The sequence below is a fragment of the Actinomadura geliboluensis genome (assembly GCF_043197915.1).
GTDB lineage: Bacteria > Actinomycetota > Actinomycetes > Streptosporangiales > Streptosporangiaceae > Spirillospora > Spirillospora geliboluensis.
Map to the genome: position 1 here is coordinate 305,557 of NZ_JBICUA010000005.1, position 24,219 is coordinate 329,775.

23 protein-coding genes are annotated in these 24,219 nt (G+C 72.0%); 18 read left to right on the forward strand and 5 right to left on the reverse strand.

Going from position 1 to position 24,219, the window contains the following annotated elements:
* Positions 1-184: 184 nt before the first annotated feature.
* From ACGFI1_RS18990 to ACGFI1_RS19020, 7 genes are all read left to right on the forward strand, one after another.
* Positions 185-1,795, forward strand: coding sequence for an MFS transporter (locus ACGFI1_RS18990; protein ID WP_392786692.1), 1,611 nt, complete (start codon positions 185-187; stop codon positions 1,793-1,795).
* Positions 1,796-1,959: 164 nt separating this feature from the next.
* Complete coding sequence (locus tag ACGFI1_RS18995; RefSeq protein WP_392786694.1) at positions 1,960-2,949, forward strand: phosphotriesterase family protein; 990 nt, start codon at positions 1,960-1,962, stop codon at positions 2,947-2,949.
* A 64-nt stretch (positions 2,950-3,013) separates the two neighbouring features.
* A complete protein-coding gene (locus ACGFI1_RS19000) occupies positions 3,014-3,979 on the forward strand; it encodes a phosphotriesterase family protein (RefSeq protein ID WP_392786696.1) in 966 nt (321 codons plus the stop codon).
* A gap of 48 nt (positions 3,980-4,027) precedes the next feature.
* Positions 4,028-5,146: an FAD-dependent oxidoreductase gene (locus tag ACGFI1_RS19005; RefSeq protein ID WP_392786698.1), complete on the forward strand. Its 1,119-nt coding sequence runs from the start codon at positions 4,028-4,030 to the stop codon at positions 5,144-5,146.
* Between the two features lie 2 nt (positions 5,147-5,148).
* The gene (locus ACGFI1_RS19010; protein WP_392786699.1) at positions 5,149-6,069 is read left to right on the forward strand and encodes an alpha/beta hydrolase; all 921 of its coding nucleotides are present in this window, start codon (positions 5,149-5,151) and stop codon (positions 6,067-6,069) included.
* 22 nt (positions 6,070-6,091) lie between these two features.
* Positions 6,092-7,030: an MBL fold metallo-hydrolase gene (locus ACGFI1_RS19015; protein ID WP_392786701.1), complete on the forward strand. Its 939-nt coding sequence runs from the start codon at positions 6,092-6,094 to the stop codon at positions 7,028-7,030.
* Positions 7,023-8,741, forward strand: a complete 1,719-nt coding sequence (locus ACGFI1_RS19020; protein WP_392786703.1) for a CocE/NonD family hydrolase — start codon at positions 7,023-7,025, stop codon at positions 8,739-8,741. Before ACGFI1_RS19015 ends, ACGFI1_RS19020 begins: the two co-directional genes overlap by 8 nt.
* A gap of 12 nt (positions 8,742-8,753) precedes the next feature.
* Here the strand turns inward: ACGFI1_RS19020 and ACGFI1_RS19025 are convergent, their stop codons facing one another.
* Complete coding sequence (locus ACGFI1_RS19025) at positions 8,754-9,272, reverse strand: hypothetical protein (RefSeq protein ID WP_386870554.1); 519 nt, start codon at positions 9,270-9,272, stop codon at positions 8,754-8,756.
* Positions 9,273-9,869: 597 nt separating this feature from the next.
* Here ACGFI1_RS19025 and ACGFI1_RS19030 point away from each other — a divergent pair.
* Positions 9,870-10,262 (forward strand): DoxX family protein, encoded by a 393-nt coding sequence (locus ACGFI1_RS19030; protein WP_392786705.1) that lies wholly within the window; start codon positions 9,870-9,872, stop codon positions 10,260-10,262.
* A 26-nt stretch (positions 10,263-10,288) separates the two neighbouring features.
* Here the strand turns inward: ACGFI1_RS19030 and ACGFI1_RS19035 are convergent, their stop codons facing one another.
* Entirely contained in the window at positions 10,289-10,729 is a 441-nt protein-coding gene (locus tag ACGFI1_RS19035; RefSeq protein WP_392786708.1) for a YybH family protein, read from the reverse strand.
* A gap of 263 nt (positions 10,730-10,992) precedes the next feature.
* Here ACGFI1_RS19035 and ACGFI1_RS19040 point away from each other — a divergent pair, with 263 nt between their 5' ends.
* Both ACGFI1_RS19040 and ACGFI1_RS19045 read left to right on the forward strand, forming a co-directional pair.
* Positions 10,993-12,012 carry an alpha/beta hydrolase gene (locus ACGFI1_RS19040; protein WP_392786710.1) on the forward strand — a complete coding sequence of 340 codons (1,020 nt, stop codon included), beginning with the start codon at positions 10,993-10,995 and terminating at the stop codon, positions 12,010-12,012.
* 172 nt (positions 12,013-12,184) lie between these two features.
* Positions 12,185-12,616 (forward strand): DUF6223 family protein, encoded by a 432-nt coding sequence (locus tag ACGFI1_RS19045; RefSeq protein WP_386870564.1) that lies wholly within the window; start codon positions 12,185-12,187, stop codon positions 12,614-12,616.
* Positions 12,617-12,665: 49 nt separating this feature from the next.
* On the opposite strand, the gene ACGFI1_RS19050 is transcribed toward ACGFI1_RS19045, so the two are convergent.
* Together ACGFI1_RS19050 and ACGFI1_RS19055 are read right to left on the reverse strand one after the other, a co-directional pair.
* A complete protein-coding gene (locus ACGFI1_RS19050) occupies positions 12,666-13,514 on the reverse strand; it encodes an ABC transporter permease subunit (RefSeq protein ID WP_392786712.1) in 849 nt (282 codons plus the stop codon).
* Positions 13,515-13,516: 2 nt separating this feature from the next.
* Positions 13,517-14,404 (reverse strand): ABC transporter ATP-binding protein, encoded by an 888-nt coding sequence (locus ACGFI1_RS19055; RefSeq protein ID WP_392786714.1) that lies wholly within the window; start codon positions 14,402-14,404, stop codon positions 13,517-13,519.
* Positions 14,405-14,488: 84 nt separating this feature from the next.
* Between ACGFI1_RS19055 and ACGFI1_RS19060 the strand changes: the two genes are divergently transcribed.
* The 7 genes from ACGFI1_RS19060 to ACGFI1_RS19090 all read left to right on the forward strand — a co-directional run bounded on the left by ACGFI1_RS19060 (position 14,489) and on the right by ACGFI1_RS19090 (position 21,887).
* Complete coding sequence (locus ACGFI1_RS19060; protein WP_392786716.1) at positions 14,489-14,959, forward strand: GbsR/MarR family transcriptional regulator; 471 nt, start codon at positions 14,489-14,491, stop codon at positions 14,957-14,959.
* Between the two features lie 43 nt (positions 14,960-15,002).
* Positions 15,003-15,617, forward strand: coding sequence for a TetR/AcrR family transcriptional regulator (locus ACGFI1_RS19065; protein WP_392786718.1), 615 nt, complete (start codon positions 15,003-15,005; stop codon positions 15,615-15,617).
* Positions 15,610-16,899, forward strand: a complete 1,290-nt coding sequence (locus ACGFI1_RS19070; protein WP_392786720.1) for a glycosyltransferase — start codon at positions 15,610-15,612, stop codon at positions 16,897-16,899. Before ACGFI1_RS19065 ends, ACGFI1_RS19070 begins: the two co-directional genes overlap by 8 nt.
* 68 nt (positions 16,900-16,967) lie before the next feature.
* Positions 16,968-18,530: an ABC transporter substrate-binding protein gene (locus ACGFI1_RS19075; protein WP_392786722.1), complete on the forward strand. Its 1,563-nt coding sequence runs from the start codon at positions 16,968-16,970 to the stop codon at positions 18,528-18,530.
* Positions 18,531-19,514 carry an ABC transporter permease gene (locus tag ACGFI1_RS19080; RefSeq protein WP_392786724.1) on the forward strand — a complete coding sequence of 328 codons (984 nt, stop codon included), beginning with the start codon at positions 18,531-18,533 and terminating at the stop codon, positions 19,512-19,514. It begins immediately after the preceding gene.
* Positions 19,504-20,397: an ABC transporter permease gene (locus tag ACGFI1_RS19085; protein WP_392786726.1), complete on the forward strand. Its 894-nt coding sequence runs from the start codon at positions 19,504-19,506 to the stop codon at positions 20,395-20,397. Before ACGFI1_RS19080 ends, ACGFI1_RS19085 begins: the two co-directional genes overlap by 11 nt.
* Positions 20,394-21,887 (forward strand): ABC transporter ATP-binding protein, encoded by a 1,494-nt coding sequence (locus ACGFI1_RS19090; protein WP_392786728.1) that lies wholly within the window; start codon positions 20,394-20,396, stop codon positions 21,885-21,887. Before ACGFI1_RS19085 ends, ACGFI1_RS19090 begins: the two co-directional genes overlap by 4 nt.
* Here the strand turns inward: ACGFI1_RS19090 and ACGFI1_RS19095 are convergent.
* Positions 21,844-23,466 carry a TlrC/CarA/OleB/SrmB family ABC-F type ribosomal protection protein gene (locus ACGFI1_RS19095; protein WP_392786970.1) on the reverse strand — a complete coding sequence of 541 codons (1,623 nt, stop codon included), beginning with the start codon at positions 23,464-23,466 and terminating at the stop codon, positions 21,844-21,846. The two genes, ACGFI1_RS19090 and ACGFI1_RS19095, sit on opposite strands and share 44 nt — an antisense overlap.
* A gap of 127 nt (positions 23,467-23,593) precedes the next feature.
* On the opposite strand from ACGFI1_RS19095, the gene ACGFI1_RS19100 reads away from it, so the two are divergent.
* Positions 23,594-24,187, forward strand: coding sequence for a TetR/AcrR family transcriptional regulator (locus ACGFI1_RS19100; protein ID WP_387071254.1), 594 nt, complete (start codon positions 23,594-23,596; stop codon positions 24,185-24,187).
* The last annotated feature ends 32 nt before the right edge of the window (positions 24,188-24,219 follow it).

Consider the following 24,219-nt stretch of genomic DNA (forward strand, 5'->3'; position numbering starts at 1 on the left):
CGTAGAGCACCCCGGCCGGTCTCCGTACTCGCCGAGCATTCGGGATACGTGCTGGTCAGACACTTGACGTGATGTTAAGTGATGTGACACCTTGCACGTCCAACGGGTGACCGGGCTCACAACGGGCGGGCCGGCCCCGCGCGGCGGCGACCCGCCGCCCCGGCATCGACGAGGAAGAAACCCCATGTCACAGACCGCTGCGCGCAAGCACGGCCCCACCGCCACGGTGGTCGCCGGCTGCTTCGCCGTCCTCCTCGCGCAGGTCGCGTACTCGCTGCCCGGCGCGCCCAACGGCACCTTCCAGCAGGAGTTCGGCACGACCGGCGCCGAGCTGACCTGGATCACCGCCGCCTTCGCGATTCCGATGGTCGTCTTCGAGCTGACCACCGGCGTGATCGGCGACCTGTTCGGCCGCAAGCGGCTGCTCCAGGCGGGCGCCCTGCTGACCGTCGGCGGCTCGGTCGTCTGCTACGCCGCCGGCTCGGTCCAGGTCCTGTGGGCGGGCCAGGTCGTCGCCGGGCTCGGCGCGGCGGTGCTCTACCCGATCTCGCTCGCCATGCTGGCGGCGGTCAGCCCCACGCCGGAGGCGCGCTCCCGGGCCATCGCCACCTGGGCCGGGTTCCTGTCGGCCGGCGCCGCCGTCTCCCCGCTGCTGGGCGGATGGCTCGCGGCCGACCACGACTGGCGGACGTCGTACCTCGTGGTGATCGCCGCCGCGGTCGTCTCGATCGCCGTCACCCAGCTTGCCGCAGACTCGGCGGCGCCGGAGGGCCGCAAGCTCGACCTGCCGGGCCAGGTCACGCTGGCGCTCGGCCTGATCGCGATCCTGTTCGCCGCCACCCAGGGCTCGGAGGCCGGCTTCGCCCGTCCCGAGATCATCGGGGCGTTCGCGGCGGGCGTCGTGCTGCTCGGCGCGTTCGTCGTCATCGAGTTGCGGACGGACGTCCCGCTCCTGCACCTCGACATCTTCGCGAACCGGGCCTACGCGGTCGTGGCGATCGCGACGGTCATCGGCATGTTCGCCTTCCTCGCCACCTGCTACTCGATGAGCATCTGGCTCGGCGCCATCCAGCACCAGAGCGCGCTGAAGATCGGCCTGCTGTTCCTGGCCATCCAGGGGCCCGCGTTCGTGCTGGTGCCGGTCGTCTCGCACGTCATCCGGAACTTCTCGCCGCGCTGGGTGCTCACGGTCGGCTTCGCGCTCATCGCCGTCGCCGGGATCTGGTGCTCGACGTTCGACGTCCACGACATGAGCTGGACGCGGTTCGTCGCGCCGATGCTCGCCCTCGGCGCCGGGTTCGCGCTGACCGTCGGCTCCATCACCGCCGTCGCGATCAACACGGTCCCGCTGCGGCTCGCGGGCATGGCCAGCGCCACCACCAACCTGCTGCGCGACTTCGGCTTCGCCCTCGGGCCGGTGCTCATCGCCGCGTTCGCGGTCAGCCGGGCCAACGGCGCCCTGGCGGACGGCGTGGGCGCCGCGATCGGCGAGTCCGGCCTGAAGCCGCCGTACAACGGCATCGCCGGGGGCGTGGCGCACGAGGGCGGCGCGATGGCGATCAACTCGATGCCGGTGGTGCCGGGCGCGGGCCCGGACATGCCGCCCGTCCCGATGCCGGAGAGCCTCCGGACGCTGGCGTTCGAGTCCCTCGGGAACGCCTACGGCCTGGCGTTCCTGGTCGCCGGGCTGTGCGCGGCCGCCGCGGCCGTGCTGACGCTGGCGGGCCTGTTCGGCGCGAAGCGCGCCGACGCGGAGGAGGCCGCCGCGGGCGAGGAACTCGTCGCCGCCGGGTGATCTCCGTACAGGTCAGCAGCATTGTTTACGCAGTAGATGCTTGTTTGACACGATGTAAGCTGAAGTGGCACGCTGCACATCTGAAGGCGTGACCGCGGTCACTCGACCGGCCGGGACACCGCGCCGGCATCGCAAGACCGCGCCGGCATCGAAAGGAAGTGCCAGTGACAGGAGCGCAGACGGCCGCCGGGAGCGGCACCGTCACCACGGTTCTCGGGTCGGTCCCCGCGTCCGAGCTGGGGGTCGTCGCCGTCCACGAGGCTCTGCTGTCGGTGGTCCCGGGGGCGGAGTACGCGTTCGACGTCACCATCGACCGCGCGGAGGTCTTCGAGGCGCTGGCGGCGAAGCTCGCGGACTTCCGCGCGCACGGCGGCGGGACGGTCGTCGACGCCGCCGGCATGTTCCACGGCCGGGACGTCCGGCTGTACGAGGCCCTGTCGCGCTCGACCGGCGTTCACATCGTCGCGTCGACCGGCATGGGCCCCGAGGAGATGCTCGGCGGCTACTTCCTGACCCCGCAGACCAACCCGCCGACGCCGTGGCCGGCCGACAAGTTCGCCGACCTCTTCACCAAGGAGGTCACCGAGGGCATGGTCGTCCCGCGCGTCGAGCGGCGCGGCGCGGCTGGCCTCGTGGCCACGGCCGCGACGCGCGCGGGCATGACCGCGACCGACGAGAGCCTCCTCCGGGGCGCCGCGCGGACCGCGCTGAGCACCGGCGTCCCGGTGTCCCTCCGCCACGGCGCCGACGCCGTGCGCGAGCTGGAGATCGTCCTGGACGAGAAGCTCCCGGCCGACCGTGTCGCCGTCGGCGGCCTCGACCGCAAGGACGCGGTCGCCGCCGGCGCCGCGCTGGAGGTCGCCCGGCGCGGCGCCTACGTCGCGATCGACAACGTCGGCGTCGAGGACGAAGCCCACGTCACCGACCGCGAGCGGGCCGCACTGGTGCTCGACCTCGTCAAGGCCGGGCACGGGGACCGCGTCCTGCTGTCGAGCAGCGCGGTCGGCGTCGCCAAGGGCCACCCGGGCAACGACCTGCCGTACAGCCACGTCCTCACGGCGTTCGTCCCCCTCCTCACGGCGCAGGGCCTCGGCGATGAGGACGTCCGGCGCATCCTCGCCGGCAACCCGCGCGACCTGCTGGCCGTGCGCTGACCGCACGCACCGGCGGCGCGGGACGCGGCCCGGAACATCGAGCACGAACTTCTAGAGGTGTGTTGTGACGAGAGTGAACACCGTCCTGGGGACGATCCCGGCGGAAGAACTGGGGATCGTGGCCGTCCACGAGCACATCGGGTACGGCATGCCAGGCTCCGAGCTGGACTCCACGTGGTGGAAGACGCCCGAGGAGCGCTACGCGGAGACCGTCCCGAAGCTGCGCGCGTTCCACGAGTACAGCCAGGAGTACGGCGGCGGGACGTTCGTCGACGCGACCGGCATCTGCAACGGCCGTGACGTCGACTACTACAGGTCGCTGTCGGCGAAGACGGGCGTCAACATCGTCGCCTGCACGGGCTTCGTCGGCGGCGACACCGCGCTGCCGCACTTCGCCCGCGCGAGCGTGGAGTACCTCACCCGGCAGTTCGTCCACGAGATCACCGTCGGCATCGGCGGCACCGGCGCGCGCGCCGGCGTTATCAAGGTCGGGGTGAGTCGCGGTGGACGCATGACGGACCTCGACAAGCGCATCTACCGCGCCGCCGCCCGCGCCGCCCTGAGCACGGGCGTGCCGATCCTGACCCACCTCGCGATCGACGCCGAGAACGCCATCGCCATCTTCCGCGAGGAAGGGCTTCCGCTGGACCGCGTCCTGTTCGGGCACGCCGACGACGGCGTGAACGCCGAGAAGACGCGCGACACCTGGATCGCGGAGCAGGGCGGCCGCGTCGGCTTCGACACCTTCGGCTACGAGACCGAACTCGACGACCCGCCGTTCTGGGCCCGCCCGCGCAAGGAGCGCCTCGACCACCTGCTCTGCTTCATCGGCCAGGGCCACCTCGGCAAGGCGCTCGCGTCGGCCGACGCCAACTGCAGCCCGCTGGGCTGGCCGGGCGTGAAGGGCCACACCGTCAACTACATCTTCGAGGACCTCATCCCGGACCTGCGCGCCGCCGGTCTCGCCGAGGACGCCATCACGGCGCTGTTCGTCGGCAACCCCGCCGAATTCCTGACGATCCAGGACTGATTCCCACGCTCGGCGCCCCGCTGCGCCCCTCCAGGAAGTAAGACGACCATGAAGACCTCAGACCTGAAGGACCTGGACATCGCCGTCGTCGGCGCCGGGTACGGGGGCGCCGCCACGGCCAAGGCCCTCAGCCTCCTCGGCGCCCGCGTCACCGTCTACGAGCAGGCGGGCCGGATCCGCGAGGTCGGCGCCGGCATCGGCCTGCGGCCGTCCACCATGAACCGGTTCCGCGAGTGGGGCATCGCCGAGGCGATCGCCCGGGTCAGCTCGCCGAGCGACTACTTCGAGATCCTCACCGCCACCGCCGAGCCGATCATGAAGGAGGCGTGGCCGGAGGCCGACACGTTCGGCGAGAAGACCCACCTGATCCACCGGGGCGACTTCATCGAGGCGCTCCTCGGCGTCCTCCCCGAGGGCATGGTGCGGCTCGGCCACAAGCTGGAGGCCGTCCGGGACGAGGGCGGCAGGGCCACGCTGACGTTCGCCAACGGCGCGACCGCCACCGCCGATCTCGTGGTCGGCGCCGACGGCATCAAGTCTGTCGTCCGCGAGCAGCTGTTCAGTAACAAGCCGCCGGTCTTCTCCGGCGAGCACGCCTACCGCGCCGTGATCTCGCAGGACGACGCGCACGGGCTGGTCGTCGACGACAACCTCCGGATGTACATCGGCCGCGGCACCAAGATCTACCTGCTGCCGCTGCGCCACCGCGGCCAGGTCTCGTTCGACATCACCGCGCTCTGCACCGACGGCACTTGGGCGCCGGAGGTCACCACCGGCGACCTGCTGAAGTGCGTCGAGGGCTTCGACGAGCGGCTCGTGGACATCACCCGCGGCCTCGACCTCGCCACCGTGAACTGCCGCGCCGTCTACGACATCGACCCGATCGACACCTGGCACTCGGACTCCGTCGTCCTCGTCGGCGACGCGGCGCACTCGATGCTGCACCACCAGGGGCAGGGCGCGAACTCCGCGATCCTCGACGCCGGCGCCCTCGCCGACGCCCTCAAGGAGGCCGGGTCGGTGCCGGAGGCGCTGGCGCGGTACCAGGCCGTCCGCAAGCCGGTGACCGACGAGCTGCAGCGGATCTCGCGCCAGGGCTGGACCGAGGACGAGATCAACGACGTCTTCCCCGGCCAGAAGCCCGCGTCGCAGAACCAGGAGGGCTGACCATGCCCCTGCATCCGGACATCGCCAAGGCCCTCGCCGAGATGCCCGCGCCGCCTCCCGGCCCGCTGGTCCCGGCGGCCATGCGCGCCGGCGAGGAGGCCCAGGTCCCGCCCGTGGCCGACCGCCTGCCGCTCCACTCCGTCGAGGACCGCACCGCGCGGACCGCCGCCGGCGAGGTGCCACTGCGGATCTACACGCCGGCCGACGCCGACGCGTACGGCCTGCTGGTCTACTTCCACGGCGGCGCGTTCTTCCTCGGCAGCCTGGAGACGCACGACCACGTCGCGCGGTCCCTGGCCAAGGAGACCGGGCTGAAGGTCGTCTCCGTCGGCTACCGGCGGGCGCCCGAGCACGCCTTCCCGGCCGGGCTCGACGACTGCTACGCGGCCGTCCGGTGGGCGGCCGAGAACAGCGACTCCCTGAGCTGGGACGGCACTACGCTGGCGATCGCGGGTGACAGCTCCGGCGGCACGTTCGCCGCCGCCGTCGCCGCCATGGCGCACGACGACGGCTTCGACCGGATCACCCACCAGGTGCTGCTCTACCCGTCCCTCGACCTGGACTTCGACGTCGACCGCTACGCCTCGCTGCGGGAGAACGCCGTCGGCTACGGCCTCGAAACCGCGGGGCTGAAGCCGTTCAACGCCTTCTACCTCGACAGCGGCGCCGACCCGGCCGACCCCCGCGTCTCGCCGATCAAGCGGGCCGACCTCACCGGGCTGCCGCCCGCGCTGGTCGTCACCGGCGAACTCGACCCGATGCGGGACGAGGGCGAACTCTACGGCCGCCGCCTTCAGGACGCCGGCGTTCCCGCGACCGTAAGCCGCTACATCGGCGCAGGCCACGGGTTCCTCCAGCACTTCTCGTGGATCCCGGAGTACCACCGCGCCTACGAGGAGATCCGCGACTTCCTTGCGCGCTGACCCGGCCCCGGAAGGAGAAACCATGCCCGTGAAAGTGCATCCCCTGGTGTCGCCGTGGGGCCGGTTCGGCCTCTACACCTTCTTCATCGACGCGCCGGAGCCGGCGATCGTCGACACCGGCATCGCCTCCTCGCCCGCCGAGGGCATGGCCCCGGCGCTGGAGGCCCTCGGCCGCAGGATCGAGGACGTCCGCTGGATCCTGCTGACGCACGGGCACATCGACCACGTCGGCGGGGCCCACGCCCTGTGGGAGCTGACGGGACGGCGCGCGCAGGTCGTCATCCACGAAGCCGACGCACCGCTTCTGCGCGCGCGCCGCGCCCATGCGGACGAGTACCTCTCCGGCCGAGGCCGGTACCTGAACGACCCCGAGGGCGAGACGAAGGTGACGGCCGCCGCCAACGCCGTCATCTCCGGCGAGATGGAACCGACCATGCTCGTCAAGGGAGGCGAGACCATCTCCCTCGGCGGCGACGTGACCGTCTCCGTCCACTCGATCCCGGGCCACACTCCGGGATCGGTCGCCTACGTCATCGACGGGCAGCGCTCCGCGTTCGTCGGCGACGCGGTCCAGGTGCACGGCGCCGCCAACGGCTTCCCGGGCTTCGAGGACCCGTCCGCCTACCGCGCCAGCCTGGAGTACCTGCTCCACGAAGTACGTCCGGCGCACCTCTACCTGGGCCACCCCTACCGCCGCACAGACGGCACGCCGTACGGCGTCGAACTGAACGCCCGCCAAGCCGAGGAAGCACTGCGCGAAAGCCTCGACATCGAGAACCGCGTCGCCAAGGCAGCCCACACCTGCCTATGCGCCGGCCTTCAAGAAACGGACTCGGCGTACTCCCCGTTCGCCCCCGTGGCGCAGGAGGTCGGCTACACCGCCGACCCCACCCTCGAACCCTCGCCGTTCTTCACGTCGATGCACGGCTACCGCACGCGCTTCAAGGAGACTCATGGCTGACCTCCACATCATCAAGGCGGGCCTGGACGACATCGCCGTCCGCAAGGACCTCCGCGTGCCGATGCGCGACGGCGTCACCCTCGCCGCCGACGCCTACCAGGGCGTCGACGACAAGCCGCGTCCGGCACTCGTGGCGCTCAGCCCGTACGGCAAGGAACTGCAGGCACTGGCCCTCACCACGCCGCCGCAGCGCCGCCCGAGCCCGATGTGGGACGGCTGCATCGAGGCGGGCGACATCGCGCGCGTCGTCAAGGAGGACTACGTCCACGTCATCGGCGACCTGCGCGGCTCCGGCGCGTCCGAGGGCGAGCACATCGGCAACTACAACGCCGGGGGAGTCCCCCTAGGCCAGGACGCCCACGACTTCATCGAGTGGGTCGCCGCGCAGCCCTGGTGCGACGGCAACGTCGGCATGATCGGCATCTCCTACTTCGGCTCGATGCAGATCCTCGCCGCCGCCGAGCGTCCACCGAGCCTCAAGGCCATCTTCGTCAGCGGCGGCCACTACGACTTCTACGAGACCACCTACCACGGCGGCGTCATGTGGTTCATGCCCCGCGCCGCCCGCGAGGGCCGCGGCGGCGACTCCGGCTGGGCCTTCACCGACCGCGTCAAGTCCCGCATGCTGGAGACCCACACCCCCGAGGAGATCAAGGAGCGCGTCGCCGAACGGCTCCGCGACCCGGACGTGGCCGCCTGGCCGAACCTCGTCCACGTCCTGCACTACCCGAAGAACCACGAGGCGTGGTTCGACATCGTGCTGAACCACCTCGACGGCGACTGGTACGAGGAGCGCAACCCGGTCACCCTCGCCGCGAACATCGACATCCCCGTCTACCTGCAGATCGACCACGGCCGCGGCTGGACGGTGGACGGCACGATCGAGCTGTTCACCACCCTCAAGGGCCCGAAGAAGCTCGACATCGGCCCCTACCCGCCGATGCAGTCGCGCCCCTTCGTCGAAGAGCACGACAAGATGTTCCGCTGGTACGACTACTGGATCAAGGGCATCGACAACGGCGTCATGGACGAACCCGCCGTGACCGTCTTCGTCGAGGGCACCCGCCACCACGCCACCGGCGACCAGTGGCCGCCCAAGCCCGTCGAGTACAGGCCCCTCTACCTGCGCCCCCGCCGCAAGCTCTCGCCCGACCCCGAACCCATGGGCGCCGAACACGCCGCCCCGGACGGCTTCTACCAGGCCCCGCTCACGGTCACCGACAAGGTCGAGATCCTGTCCTGGACCACCGAGCCCTTCGAGGAGCCCACCGAACTGATCGGCACGGGCGCCGCGCACCTCTTCGCGGAGATCGACCAGGACGACACCAACTTCATCCTGCGCCTGTGGGACGAGGCGCCCGGCGGCAAGCGGCAGCTCATCACGACCGGCTACCTCAAGGCGTCCCACCGCGAACTGGACGAGCGCACCACCGAGGGCAACCCGTACCACCCGCACACCCGCGCCGTGCCCGTCGAACCAGGGAAGATCGAGGAGTACGTCCTGCGCCTCTACCCGTTCGCGACGACGTTCCGCCCCGGCCACCGCCTGGTCGCGGAACTCTCCAACGACGAGCCCCTGTCCGACGCGCACAACGCCCTACTCCCGCCGGACGCCTTCCACCTCCCGGTGGGCCGCCCCGTAACCCACAAGATCTACCGCGACGCCACCCACCCCTCCCGCCTAGTCCTCCCCTTCACCACGACCACCTGACCCGCCAAGCCGCTAAGCCCGCTCCTCATCGGGATGCCGGAAACACGGCGACGAGACGTCCAGCCCAATGCGCTGCTCAGTCCCTTCACCGGCGATGGGCGCTTCGAGCACGGCTCCGTACCCCTTCTCGGGCGCCGTGACACGCAACTGCCATGTCCCGCCCGCAGGCCGGCTGAACGCCGTGATCCGCCAGCCCGTGCCCGAAAGACGCTCGCTGAGACGGGTCAACGCCGCCGTGGCCTCGGCCTCGCTGCGCACGCTCACCCACGTGTTCACCGTCATCATGAAGGGGCTGTAGTCCACGAACCAAGGTTGCAAGTAGGGATTGGTGTCCGGAGGATCCGTCCTCTGGACCTCCTTGCGATCCGCCCCATTTCCGCAAGGCAGTGGATTGATGCCGCCCGTCTTGCTCTCGACCGGATCGCCAAGGCCGAGCCCCTTCTTGATTTGCCCGGCCAGCCCATCGACCTTGCCCGCGACCATCCGCGGATGTGCGACCGGCAGTTCATCGTTACCCGGCACCTCGTCCACGCCGCGTCCTCCTCTCCCTACGCCGCAGCTGACAGAAACCCCAGCCAAGAGCACTACCGCGACTACAGCGCAGCGTCGCACGCCACTCTCTCCTTTCTCGACAGGATCCCGTCAGAAACGGATGCGGGGATCGTTACCAGGGTCCTGGTCGAGCGGCGTCCCCGCCACCACCTTGGCTTGGTTGAGCAGGCTGAGCGTCGGCCCGTTCACAGGGTCGGACGCCCAGTTTCGACACCGGGCCGCCCGCCGCTGACCGTTGTGCAAGGCGCCGCCACATGCAACGTCGGCGCATCCTGCGACAGGGTTGCTGCTCGTCGTCGCGCCTTACCGCAATCGTCCGAGCCATCCTCGCCCTTCAGCGCCAGGGCGGATGAAGTTGAAAATGGCTCACGGATGCGGGGCGGCGATCAATTGCACGGGATGTGTCGGTCCGCCCCCTGCCCAGTGTCGGGCCCATCCGTGATGCACGTCATGTCTCCGGGGTGTCACAGAAAGCGAGTTGCGGGTGTCTTGTGTCGAATGCGGAAATCAGATCCCGGTTCAGGAGGGAACCAGAAATGAATTTGGCAAAGCAGAGAATGGCTTAAGGAGAAATTCGTGAACCTCGCCCTCTGGATCGTTGCCGGGCTCCTTGCCGCCGTCGCCCTGTCCGGTGGTCTCACCAAAGCGTTTATGAACAAGGCCAAACTGGACGACTTGGGTGAGAAGTCCGGTGGGGGATGGACGATGCACGCGAGCACCGGGTTCGTCCGAACTCTCGGGGCCCTGGAGATAGCAGCGGCAGCCGGCCTGACACTCCCGGCCGCGCTCGACATCGCACCGGTCATGGTGCCGGTGACCGCCGTCTGCTGGATCCTGCTCATGATCGGCGCCATGATCACTCACGCCCGCTACGAGCAGTACAAATTCGTCGCGCTGAACGTCGTCTACCTCGCCATGGCCGCCTTTGTGGCATGGGGGCGCTTCGGCCCCGAGTCCTTCAGCGGCTGATAGAGGCAAGGGAATGCGTCCGCTCGTCAGGGGGTGAGGTCGGTCAGGCCCTTGCCGGTCCGGATGTCGAAGGGGACGGAGACCTGGTCGTGGGCGATCAGCCAGGTGCCGTTGATCTTCTGGAAGCAGTACGTGGCGCGTACCCACATGCCGTTCGTTGCCGTGCCGTCTTTCAGGGTGCCGCTGAGGCGGCCGAAGCCGTGGCCGAAGGCGACGGTGTCGCCGACGGTGAGGGCCAGGTCGCGGACCTCGTAGTCGACGTCCTGGAAGACGGCGAACACGTTCAACCAGTTCTTCAGCTTCTCCGCCACGCCCACGTGTTGCAGCGGCGGTTCGATGTCGAAGGAGACGACGTCGGGGGTGTAGAGCTTCTCCAGGGCGTCGAGGTCCTTCGCCCGGAGACCTTCGATGATCTTGTCGATGTGCTGCTTGAGCTCGGCTTCGTCCAGTTCGCGTTGCGTGGGCATCGCTGCTCGTCCCCTCTGGCGTGTGGTTCGTCCATTCGACGAAGTGGGTGCCTCGGATGTGACATGCCCTCGCCGCCACCTACCAAAGTCGGGGGTGGCCTCACCGGGCGGAGGGGTGAGTACGGCCGCGCGCCGGATGTGGTGGTCGGGCTGGTGAAGCCAGGCTGACCACCATGCCTTACGGATTCCTGATCACCCTGGCCCTCGCCGCCGTCCCCACATGCTTCGCGCTGGCCGCGCCGCGCCGGCCCCGGCCGCTGGCCATGGTCGCCTTCTTCCTCGGGGTGGCCGTCAACGAGCTGCCGTTCGCGGCATTGGCCTGGGTGCTGGCCGCCACGGTTCTCTGCTTCGTCCAAGGTGACCTGAACTCGCCGGTTGTCATGGGCGCGGTGGTCGTGACCGTGGCGGGCCTGGGGTTGATCGCGTGGCGCGGGCGCCGGGCGCTGCCGGTCGTCCAAGAGGCCATGGGGTCGGTGCCCGTCGCGAGCCGTCTTCCGTCGTACGGACGCGTCCTGTTCAGTCCCTTCCTTCGCCGTCACCGTGCTGTGGAACGGATTCCCAACCTCTCGTACGGCCCGGCTGGGAAGCGCAACCTGCTCGACCTTTACCGCCACCGTGCACGGCCAACAGGGGCGCCCGTCCTGATTCACCTGCACGGGGGTGGCTACAAGAGCGGGCACAAGAACAGCCAGTCGTTGCCGCTGCTGCGCCACCTGGCCGAGCAGGGATGGGTGTGCATCAGCGCCAACTACCGGCTCCTTCCCGAGGCCGCGGACTTCCGTGACCACCTGGTGGACGCCAAGAGGCTGATCGCCTGGGTTCGCGAGCACGGGCCCTCCTATGGCGCCGATCCCGAGCGGATCTTCCTCTCCGGCAGTTCGGCCGGTGCCCATCTGTCAGCCATGGCCGCGTTGACTGTCGGGGAGGCCGGTTACCAGCCCGGTTTCGAGCAGGTCGATACCTCCGTGGCGGCGGTCATCGGTCTGGGCGGGTACTACGGGCCCTACTACACGGATCCGCAGGCTTCGCCGATCGACCGCGTCCGGCCGGACGCGCCGCCGTTCTTCATCGTGCACGGCGACCGCGACGTCATCGCCTCGGTCGAGGACGCCCGGCGCTTCGCCGAGCGGCTGCGCGCCGTCTCCGGTGAGCCGGTCTTCTATGCCGAGCTGCCCGGCGGGCAGCACGCCTTCGACCTCTTCGACTCGCTGCGCTTCCACGCCGTCATCAACGCCGTCGACGCCTTCGCCGCCCGCGTGCTCGACGGCCGTCCAGTGAAGTGAGCCCGGCTGGTCGGCTGCTGCGGACGTGGTAGTTCCGGAGGATCTGCCGCGTTCGCAGCAGGCGCATGCGGCGGTGGCGGCAGTGCCGAGTGCCTGCTTTCGGTGGACGATCCGGGCCGTGTTCCGGCGACATGATCGGTGTGTTCGAACCGGCACGAAAGAGGAGACGGACATGCGCCCTTCAGGAGTCCCGATGGCGGCCCGGCGTTCGCTCGCGGTGTCCGGCGCCGTGCTGCTGGGGATGGTCGTGCTCGCCGCACCGGCGGCGGCGCACGCCGAGGTCCAGCCGGTCGCCGCCGACGCCTACGACCTGAGCGTCGGACGCGTCGGGGCCATGGTGGCCGCTTTGCTGGGGTTGGCCGGTGCGGTCGTCGGCGGGTTCACGCTGGCCCGCTCCGGAGGCCGCCGCGGCGCCAGTGCGGCCCTTGCCGCGGGGCTGGTCGCGGTGGTGCTCGGCGGGACGGTCGTGGCCACGGCCGACGGGGGCCTCGGCACCGGCAACGGGCTGGGCGGGGGCTATGTGGCCATGATCGTGGGCGCGGTCGCCGCCTGCCTCGGCGGGCTCGCGCTGGCCCGCTCGCGCCGGGCCGCCGCGCGGACGTAGCGGCCGGCGCCCGGGTCCGGCGGGGACGTGCCGGGCCCGGGCCCCGGAGTCAGCGGCCGAGGTCGCGGCGGGCGAAGCGCCAGGCGCCCAGGCCGAGCAGGACGGCGGTCGCGGCGGCCAGGACGCCCGCGTCGGCGTACTGGAAGCCGTTCTTGAGCGGCTCGCCGCCGATGTAGTAGTGGAACGGCGTGAGGTGGCGCAGCCAGTCGGCCCCGATCTGCGGGGCGAAGCCGTTGAGCGCGTAGGCGAGGACGCCCGTCCCGGCGGCGATGCCGAACACCGTGGCCCGGCTCTTGCCGGTGGCCGCGCCGATGCCGGTCGCCAGCGCCCCGAACACCAGGGCCAGCAGCGCCAGGTTGACGGCCTGCGCGGCGAAGCCCGCGACGGAGATCGTGTCCAGTTCGGCGCTGGAGCGGACGGCCAGCACCGCGAGCAGCACCACGGCGGCGATCAGCAGGGCTCCGGCGGCGAGCGCGGCGAAGCGGTGCAGCAGCAGCCGGGTGCGGCCGATGGGGTGGGCGAGCAGCAGGTCCAGGTAGCCGGACTCCTCGTCGGCGGAGACCATGCGGGCGCCGGTGGCGGCGCCGTAGAAGGTGGCCAGCAGCGGGACGAGCAGGCCGAACACGGCGCCCTGGAGGTAGCCGGCGGCCGAGGCGGTGTCGTCGAATCCGAAGCCGCTCATCGCCTCGGGCACGTTGGCGGCGCTGTCGGCGGTGACCTGCGGGTAGAAGCTCGCGTACATCATCGCCAGCAGGCCGGTCGCGACCGCCCAGACGATGAGGACGCGCCGGTTGTCGAACAGCGTCTTGGTGAACATGCTGCGGCCGGACGCCCGGGCGAGGCCGGAGGTGCCGGGGAGCACGGTGCGGGAGTCGGCGGTGTGCCGGACGGTGGTCATGGTCAGTTCCCGGTGTAGTAGGCGCGGAACAGCTCTTCCAGGTCCTGGGTGTCGGCGTGCAGGCCGGTCACGGTGTGCCGGGCGGCGGCCTTCACCAGCGCGTCGGGGGTGCCGTCGACCGCGCAGGTGAGCGTGCGGCCGTCCACCTTCAGGTCGGTGACGCCGGGGAGCGTGTGGAAGTCCTCGGCGGGGACCGGCGCGGCGAAGTCGATCCGGACGTGCAGGAACGAGCGGGCGCGCAGCGCGGCGACGGTGTCGGTGGCGACGAGGCGGCCCTCGCGGATGATGGCGACGCGGTCGGCGATCGCCTCGACCTCGCTCATGATGTGGCTGGACATGAACACCGTCTGCCCGGCGGCCTTGGCCTCGGCGACCATCTCCAGGAACGTCTGCTGGACGAGCGGGTCCAGGCCGGACGTCGGCTCGTCCAGGATCAGCAGTTCGGGGTGGTGCATGAACGCCTGCACCAGGCCGACCTTCTGCCGGTTGCCCTTCGAGAGGCTCTTGATCCGCGCGGACAGGTCGAGCTCCAGGCGTTCGGCGAGTCCGGTGATGCGCGTCGCGGGGACGCCGCCGCGCAGGGCGCCCAGGAAGGCCAGGCACTCGCCGGCGCGCTGCCGCCCGTCGACGACGAAGTCCCCGGCGAGGTAGCCGATCCGGCGGTGCAGCTCGACCGCGTCGGCGCGCGGGTCCAGCCCGAGGACGCGGAGGGTGCCCGAGGTGGGCCTGATCAGGTCGAGCATCAGCCGGATCGTGGTGGACTTCCCGGCGCCGTTGGGGCCCAGGTAGCCGAAGACCTCGCCGGGTTCGACGCGCAGGGACAGGCCGCTCAGCCCCCGCCGGGTCCCGTAGGTCTTGGTGAGCTCGGTCAGCTCGATCACCGTGTTCATGGCGGAGATGCTACTGAACCTTCAGAGATTTTTGAAAGTTCTGAGCTGTTAAACTTCCGGGAGACGTGAACGAGGAGGATGACCTTGGCAGACACCACCGAAGCCGCCGAGCGGATGGCGCTGGCCCTGGCCCAGGGCGGCCTGCAGAAGGCGACCGCGCGGGTGCTGGCGGCGCTGCTGTTCGCCGACGCCGCCAGCGTCACCGCGCCGGAGCTGGCCGAGCAGCTCGGCATCAGCTCCGGGTCGGTGTCGGGCGCGATCAAGATGCTGTCCACCGTCGGGCTGATCGAGCGGGTCCCGGCGCCGGGCAGCCGCCGCGAGCACTACCGGCTGCGGGACGGCGCCTGGGCCACCCTGATGTCGGCCCAGAACGCCGTGGTGCAGGTGATGTTCGAGGCCGCCGACCAGGGCATCGCCGCCGCCGGCGCCGACAGCCCCGCCGCCCGCCGGCTGACGGAGATGCGCGACTTCTACGGCTTCATGTTCCGCGAGCTGCCCGCCCTGGTGGACCAATGGCGCGCCGAACGCGACCAGCGGCGGCCGGCGGACGGGTGACCCCCGCCGAAGCTTTGGTTTGACTCAATGCTAAATTGAATACATGACCGACTCCACGGAAAGTGAGGGCAGGCGTCCGTACCGGATGGGTGCCCGTGCCGCGGCCATGGAGGCCACGCGCGCCCGTGTGGTGGAGGCGGCGGCCGGGCTGCTGGCACGGCGCTGGTACGACGACGTCACGCTGCAGCACATCGCCGACGAGGCGGACGTCTCCGTACAGACGATCGTCAACCGCTTCGGCGGCAAGGACGGGCTGGCCGACGCGGTCGCCGACGCCGTGGCGGCGCAGGCGGAGGCGGCCCGCGAGGCGCCGGTCGGCGACGTGGCGGCGATCGTCGCGGTGCTCTTCGCCGACTACGAGCGCAACGGCGACGCCAACGTGCTCTGGGTGGCGCAGATGGACCGCGTCCCCGCGATCGCTCGCGCCGCGCGCCATGCCCGCCACCAGCACCGCGCGTGGCTGGAACGCGTCTTCGCCGACCGCCTCCCCGCCGCGGGCCCGGCCCGCGAGCACGCGCTGCGCCTGCACTACGCCGCCACCGACGTCTACCTGTGGAAGCTGTGGCGGCGCGACCTCGGCCTGCTGCGCGCGGACGCCGAACGCGCGATGCGCGACCTGCTGACCTCGATCGACCCTCGAAGGGCATCCGATGCGTAGGAGTTTCCTGTTCGCCACCTGGGCCGGCGGCGGAGCCGTGCCGCCCGTCCTGTCGGTGGCCCGCGCGCTGCGCGAACGCGGCCACGACGTCCGGGTGCTGGCCGACGAGTCGCTGCGCGGGGAGATCGCCGCAGCCGGTGTCGAGCACATCGCCTGGACGACGGCCCCGCAGGGCGATGCCGGCGACCCGGCCAAGGACGTCATCAAGGACTTCGAGGCCCGCACGCCGCTCGGCGAACTCGCGCGGCTGCGGGACCGGATCGTCTGCGGGCCCGCGGCCGACTACGCCCGCGACACGCTGGCCGAGCTGCGCGCCCGCCCGGCCGACGCGCTGGTCGCCGAGCACATGCTGCTCGGCGCGCTCACCGCGGGCGAGGCGGCCGGGATCCCGGTCGCCGGGCTGGTGACGAGCATCTACCCGTTCCCGACCAACGGGGGCCCGCCGCCCGGTCCGGGCCTCGCCCCCGCGACGGGGCCACTGGGGCGGCTGCGCGACCGGGTGCTGACCCGGCTGGTCGTCAAGCCGTGGGGGAAGGGGCTGCCGGCGCTCAACGCCGCCCGTGTCGCGAACGGCCTGCCGCCGGTGGCGTCGGTGGTCGAGGCGTTCCACCGCCCCGACCGGCTGCTCGTCCTGTCCCCGCGCGCGCTCGACTACCCCGGCCGCGACTTCCCCGCCCACGTGCGGCACGTCGGGCCGCGGCTCGACGACCCGGCCTGGGCCGGGGGACTGGAGCTGCCGGACGGCGACGCGCCGCTCGTCCTGGCCGGGCTGAGCTCGTCCTTCATGGACCAGCACCGGCAGTTGGAGCGCATCGCCGAGGCCCTCGGGTCCCTGCCGGTGCGCGGGCTGGTGACCACCGGCCCGGCCGTGGACCCGGCGACGGTCCGCGCGCCCGGCAACGTCCTGGTCGTCCGGGCGGCGCCGCACGGCATCGCGCTTCGGCATGCCGCGGTGACCGTCACCCACGCCGGCCACGGGACGGCCGTGAAGTCGCTGGCCGCCGGGGTCCCCCTGGTCTGCGTGCCGCTCGGACGGGACCAGCGCGAGGTGGCGCGGCACGTCGAGCTCGCCGGCGCCGGGATCACCGTGGGCCGGAACGCCTCGTCCGGCGCGATCGCCCGCGCGGTCGGCCGGGTGCTGGACGACCCGTCCTACGGGCGCGAGGCGCGGCGGCTGGCAGGCGAGATCGCCGCCGAGACGGCCACCGACCGGGCGGCGGACGAGCTGGAGGCCCTCACCGCGCCGGCGGCCGGACGGGACGAGGGCGCGCCGGTCGGGTGAGCCGGGTGATCTGCGTCACCTAGATGCGGTGCGATTGCTCTTGCACATAGTTTGCAATAATGCCGATCATGGTGAAACGTCCGGTTCTTGCCTTGATGGCTCTGGTGGTGGCGGCGTCGGCCGCGTCGGCGTGCGGGCAGGGCGGCGAGCCCGCCGCCGGTGCGGACGGCGCCCTGACGTACGCGGTCGGCGACGAGCCCGAGACGTTCAACCCCGGGCTGCAGGACGAGCACACCGACCCGGTGACCGAACTGGTCTTCCGCGGGCTGACCCGGCACGACGGGGACAACAAGGTCGTGCCGGGGCTGGCGAAGTCGTGGGAGGTGGCGCCGGACGGCAGGACCTACACCTTCGCCCTGCGTCCGGGCACCACCTGGCAGGACGGCAAGCCGTTCACGTCCGGCGACGTCAAGTTCACCATCGAGGCGATCAAGGGCGCGGGCGCCGACTCCCCGCTGTCGCGGAACTTCTCCATGGTCACGGCGGTCGAGACGCCGGACCCGGCCACCGTCCGGCTGAAACTGGACGAGCCGTTCGCGCCGATGCTGGACGCGCTGTCGACGGGGATGCTGCCCGAGCACCTGCTCAAGGGCAAGAAGCTCACCGACCCCGACTTCGGGCGGCGGCCGGTGGGCACCGGCCCGTTCAGGCTCACGACCTACAAGCCCGGCCAGTACGCCGAGCTGACCGCCTTCGACGGGTACTACGAGGGCGCGCCGGGGCTGAAGAAGATCGTCGTCAAGTACGTCCCGGACGACTCCGCCCGGTTGATCCAGCTGAAGAACGGCGAGGTGGACGCCGCCCACCTCGCGCCGCAGCAGGCGGGCAAGGCCGGCGGGCACCGGCTGGAGGTCTACCCGACCGCCGACTACCGGGCGCTGATGTTCAACATGAAGGACCCGGTGTTCGCCGACCGCCGGATCCGCACGGCGATGAACTACGCCGTCGACCGCGACGCCATCACGAAGAGCGTCGTCCTCGGGTACGGGACGCCGGCCAAGGGCCCGCTCGACGCCGGCCCGTACGCCGCCGCGCCCGGGTTCACCTTCGACCCCGCCAAGGTGTCCGCCCTGATGGAGGAGGCCGGATACGCCAAGAACGGGCAGGGCATGTGGGCCAAGGACGGCAAGACGGTCAACTTCGAGCTGACCACCTTCGCCGAGGACTCGCTGCGCGTCGCCATCCTGAACGTGTCCGCCACCCAGCTCAGGAAGCAGGGCTTCGACGTCGACCCGCGCCCGCGCCCGCGTGACTGGGTGCGCAAGCACTGGGGCGACCTGCAGGGCATGGTGGTCGGCTGGGGGACGCCCTACGACCCGGACTCCTCGGTCTACGGGGTGTTCGCTTCGTCCCAGGCACTGGCCAAGGGCGGCTCCAACTACGGCACCTACAGCAACCCCGCCGCGGACAAGGCCCTTGAAGAGGGCCGCTCCACACTCGACCCGGCGAAGCGCAAGGCCGCCTACACCGCGTTCCAGAAGGCGCTGCAGGACGACCCCCCGTTCGTGTGGATCTCCTACCTCAAGACCATCAACGCCGTCCCGAAGAACCTCACCGGACCCGCCCAGCGCACGCTCGGCCACCACGGCTACGGGTTCTTCTGGAACGCCGAGACCTGGCGCTACAACTAGATGGCGCTGCGTCTGATCGGACGGGCGGCGACGGCGGCGCTGGTCGTCGTCGCCCTGTCGGTGGTGTGCTTCGGGCTGCTGGCCGCCGCGCCCGGCGACCCGGCCGCCTCGGTGCTGGAGGCGCGCTCGGGCGGACGCCCACCGGCCCCCGCCGCGGTCGCCGAACTGCGCGCCGAGATGGGGTTGGACGACCCGCCGCCCGTCCGGTACTGGCGCTGGGCGTCGGACGCCCTGCGCGGCGACCTCGGCACGTCCTACATGTCAGGACGGCCCGTCACCGAGACGCTCGGCGACACCGTCCCGTGGACGCTGCTGCTCACGGCCGCGTCCGTCCTGCTGAGCTTCACCGCCGCCCTCGCGGTCGGGCTGGTCGCGGCGCTCACGCGGCGCGCGTGGCTGCGCCGCGGCATCGACCTGCTGCTGTTCGTCATGGGCGGCATGCCCGGGTTCGTCATCGCGCTCCTGCTGCTGTACGTGTTCGCGGCGGCGACCCATCTGATGCCGTCCGGGGGAGTGAGCCGCCCCGGCGAGGACGTCACCGCGTACGGGCTCCTCGCCCATCTGGTGCTGCCCGCGTGCGCGCTGGCGTTCGGCCACCACTTCGGCATCTACGTCCGGCTGGTGGAGAACGGCGTCGGGCGGCTGAAGGACGCGCCGCACGTGGAGAACGCCCGCGTCCGGGGGCTGCCCCGCCGCACCGTGGTCGCGCGGCACCTGATGCGGCCCGGACTGGTGCCGTTCACCGCCCGGCTCGGCGTCGGCGTCGGGACGCTCATCGCCGGCGTCTACGCCACCGAGGTGATCTTCTCCTGGCCCGGGATGGGACGCGAGGCCATCAGCGCCGCCCGCGCCCAGGACTACCCGCTGCTCATCGCCATCGTCCTGGTCACCGGGCTGATCGTGATCGCGGCCAACCTCGTCGCCGAACTGATCGTCGCGGCGCTCGACCCGCGCGTCCGGACGGGGCTGACCGATGCCGTCTGACTCCCTGAAGCAGCCCGCGCTCAAGCAGTCCGCGCCCGGCCGCGTCCGGGGGCTGATGGCCGTCCGGACGCGGCCCCGCCGCCCGGCGCTGGCGGCGGCCGCCGCCGTGCTCGCCGTCTTCGGGCTCCTCGCCGCGTTCGCGCCGCTGTTCACCTCCCTCGACCCGGTCGCCACCGACACCTCGGCGACCTCGCTGCCGCCCGGCTCGCCCGGGCACCCGCTCGGCACCGACCTGCTCGGCCGCGACCTGTGGACCCGCATGCTCTACGGCGCCCGCACGTCGCTGCTGGTCGGGCTGAGCGCCGCCGCCATCACGGTCGGGTTCGGGATGCTGGTCGGCGGGCTGGCCGCCGTCGCGCCGCGCTGGCTGGACGGCCTGATCGCCCGCACCGCCGACATCCTGCTGGCGCTGCCGCTGCTGGTCGTCGTGCTCGCGCTCGCCGCCGTCGCCGGGCCCTCCCTCGGGCTGGTCATCGCGGCGATCGCGGTGACGAGCTGGATGCCGGTCGCCCTGATCGTCCGCGCCGAGCTGCGCAGCCGCCGCGAGCGCCTCTACATCCGGGCCGCCTACGCGCTCGGGCTGTCCCGCTGGCAGGTCATGCGGCGGCACCTGCTGCCGGGCGCGCTGCCGCCCGTGGCGTCCATCGCCGCGTTCGAGGTCGGGCACGCGATCCTGACCGAGTCCACGCTCAGCTTCCTCGGCCTCGGGGTCCCGCCCAACCGGCCGAGCTGGGGCAACCTGCTCACCGAGGCCCAGTCCCACCTGCTCACCGGCGAGTGGTACACGGTCGCGATCCCCGCCGCCGCCGTGGTCGCCACGATCATCGCGGTCAACGTGGTCGCGGGCGCGATCTCCGGCCCGTCCGAAGGGAGAACGTGGTGACCGGAGACCCCGGACTCACCGTCACCGGCCTGACCGTCGACGTCCCCGGACGCCGGGTCGTGCACGGCGTCGACCTCGCCGTCCCCGCCGGACGCGTCCTCGCACTGGTCGGCCCGAGCGGCAGCGGCAAGACCCTCACCGCCCGCGCCGTCGCCGGCCTGCAACCCCACGGCGGCACCGTCCTGGTGGACGGGCGGCCGCCGGTCCTCGGTCGGGACGTCGGCTACGCCTTCCAGGACGCCCTGGCCTCGCTGAACCCGACCGTCACCGTCGGGCGGCACCTCGCCGAGACCATCAGGACGCACCGCACCGGAGACCCGGCCGCCGCGCTGTCCCGCTTCGGCCTCGATCCGGCGCTGGCCGCCGCGCACCCCTTCGAACTGTCGGGCGGGCAGGCGCAGCGCGTGGCGCTCGCGCTGGCGACGGTGCACGAGCCGCCCGTCCTCATCGCCGACGAGGTCACCACCGCCCTCGACCCCGTCACGCAGGCGACGGTGCTCGACCTGGTCCGCGCCGAGGCCGCGGGCCGCGCCGTCCTGCTGATCACCCACGACCTGGCCGCCGCCGCCCGCTGGGCCGACGACATCGCCGTCATGCGGGACGGCCGCATAGTCGAGCACGGCCCCGCCCGGCGGATCCTGACCGACCCGTCCAGCGACCTCGCCCGGGACCTGGTGGCGGCGATGGCGGAACCGCCGGTCTCGCTGGCGAAGGTGGAGCCCACGTCCCCTAGCGGCGAGGGCCTCGCCGTTCAGGGAGTGCGGCGGGTGCTGCGGTCCCGGCGCCGCACGACCCTCGCCTTGGACGCGGTCGACCTGGACGTCCGGCCGGGGGAGGCGGTCGCCGTCGTCGGCCGGAGCGGATCCGGCAAATCCACCCTCATCGGAGCCCTCGCCGCGCTCGACCGTCCGGCCCAGGGCACCGTCCTGCGCGACGGCCGGGACGCCTGGGCCATGCGCGCCCGCGACCGGCGAGCCGTCAGGCACCGGACCGGGCTGATCTTCCAGGACCCGCTCGCCTCCTTCGACCCCCGCCACACCGTCCGGCAGGTCATCGCCGAAGCCGGCCCCTTCCACGACGACCTGCTCCGCCGCGTCGGCCTCGACCCCGCCGTGGCCGCGCGCCGCCCCGCGACGCTGTCGGGCGGCGAACGCCAGCGGGTGGGCATCGCCCGAGCGCTCGCGCAGGAGCCGCGCGTCCTCCTCGCCGACGAGCCCACCAGCGGCCTGGACGTCCTCACCCAGGAACGCATCCTGCGCCTGCTGGACGACCTGCGCCGCGACCACGGGCTGACCATCGTCCTGGTCACCCATGACCTGCGCGTCGCCCGCCGCGTCGCCGACCGGGTCGTCGTCCTCGGCGACGGCCGGATCGTCGAAGACCTCCCGGCGGACGGCCTCGACGCCGCCCGCCACCCCGAGACCCGGCAACTGCTGGAGGCGACCGCTACCGGGCCGAGCCTTCGGGCAGTTCGAGACGGGACCCGGTGAACGAAGCCCGCAGCCGCCGGTCGTGCGTGACCACCACCAGCGCCCCCGCATAGAACGCCAGCGCCTCCTCCAACTGCTCCGCCAGAACCGGTGACAGGTGGTTGGTCGGCTCGTCCAGCAGGAGCAGGTCGACGGGTTCGCTCACCAGTCGCGCCAGCTCGATCCGGCGCCGCTGGCCGTAGGACAGCTCGCGCAGGCGCAGCCCCAGGTCGGACGGCTGGAACAGGCCCAGGGCGAGCAGCGCGTCCGCGTGCTCTTCCACGCTTCCCGGACGTCCCAGTGCATAAGCCCGCAGGACGGTCATGTCGGCGGTTCGCGGGTCGATGTCCGGTGTGTCCTGCCGGAAGAAGCCGACCCTGCCGGTTCGCCGCACCTCGCCCGCGTCCGGCCGCAGCTCTCCGGCGAGCACGCGCATCAGCGTCGTCTTGCCCGCTCCATTGGGGCCGGTGACGAGCAGCCGCTCTCCCGCGCGGACGGTCAAGGACTCCAGGCGGAGCCGTCCCGTCACCACCACGCCGTCGAGCGCCGCCACCTCGTCACCTGCGGCGACGCCCGCCGTGACGGGGACGGCGGTGAAGCGCAGCGGCTCGGGAGGCGGCGGGGCCGGGTGGTCGTGGAGCCAGCGCAGCCGCTGCTGCGACTGCCGGATGCGGCCCGCCGCCCCGTGCGTGCGCGAGCGCGCCCGCCAGGCCCCCGTGCCCATGCCCGCCTTGGCCATCTTGCGGGGGATCGCGGCCAGCCGGCCGGCGTTGGCCGTGACCAGGGTGGCGTGCCTGTCCAGCTCCGTCCGCCACTCCTCGTGGGCACGCGCCTGCGCCGCCCGCTCGGCGGCCTTGGCGGCGAGGTAACCGGCGTATCCGTCGCCGTAGCGGCGCACCTGCCCGTCGGCCACCTCGACTATGGCGGTGGTGACCCGGTCCAGGAACATCCGGTCGTGCGTGATCACCACGACCGTGCCCCGGTGGGTGCGCAGCCGCTGCTCCAGCCAGGCCGTGGCCCGGTCGTCCAGGTCGTTGGTCGGCTCGTCGAGAAGCAGCAGCTCCGGGGCGGACGCCAGCGCACCGGCGAGGGCGAGCCGGGACCGCTCACCGCCCGAGAGCGTCCCGAGCCTGCGATCCCGGTCAAGCCCCGGCAGGCCGAGCCCGTGCAGCGCGACCTCCACGCGCGTGTCGGCCTCGTAACCGCCCCGCGCCTCGAACTCCGCCACCGCCTGCGCATAGGCGTCCAGCTCCGCGCCGTCCCCGCCGAGACCGCGCTCGGCCGCCCGCATCCGCGCCTCCAGCTCGCGCAGGTCGGCCAGCGCGAGATCGACGGCATCGGCGACCGTGGCGTGGGACGGCAGTTCGAGCGACTGCGGCAGGTACCCGGTGCCGCCGGGCGCGGCGACCACGAGCTCGCCGTTGTCCGGACGCTCGGCGCCCGCCATCAGCTTGAGCAGCGTCGACTTGCCCGACCCGTTGTCGCCGATCACGCCCAGCCGCTCGCCGGGCTTGACGCTGAGCGACACCCGGTCGAGGACGACGCGCGTGCCGTAGCGCTTGGTGACCTGGTCGAGGGCCAGTTGAGCATGGGTGCGCAGAGGGCCCCACCTCCCGTTCGCCGATTTCTGAGACGAGACGGTTCGTCTCGTGACATTCAGGATGAGCGCCGGCCGCCGTTCTGTCAAGACGGACCGTCTCGTCTCGCCGGATGCTAGGCTCCGGGCCGTGTCCGCCACCGGAAAGCCGAACCCCGCCCGGCGCAGCGAGCGCTCCCGCCGGGCCGTCCTCGCCGCCGCGCGCGAGCTGGTCGCCGAGGTGGGGTACGCCAAGATGTCGATCGAGGCCATCGCCGCGCGCGCCGGAGTCGGCAAGCAGACCATCTACCGCTGGTGGCCGTCCAAGGGCGCGGTGATCTTCGACGCGTTCCTCGCGCTCAGCGAGGGCGCCGACGGCGTCCGGCTGCCCGACACCGGCGACCTCGAAGCCGACCTCAAGACCGTCATGCGGGCGACCGCCGCCGAGTTCGCCGACCCGGCGTTCGAGGCGCCGCTCAGAGCCCTCAACACGCAGATCGCCGACGACCCCGCCCTCGCCGCCCTGTACCGCGAGAAGCTCGCCGGCCCCGTCGACGAGGCCAAGAAGGAACGCCTCCGCAGCGCCCAGCGGGCGGGCCAGCTGCACCCGGACGCCGACCTCGACCTCGTCCTCGAAGTGCTGTACGCCCCGCTCTTCCAGCGCTGGCTGCACCGCTCTGGCCCGCTCACCGCCGAGTACGCCGACGCCCTCGTGGACGTCACCCTCCGCGCCTTCGCCCCCTGAGCAGCCCCTTCCTCCACATCACCACCCGGGAG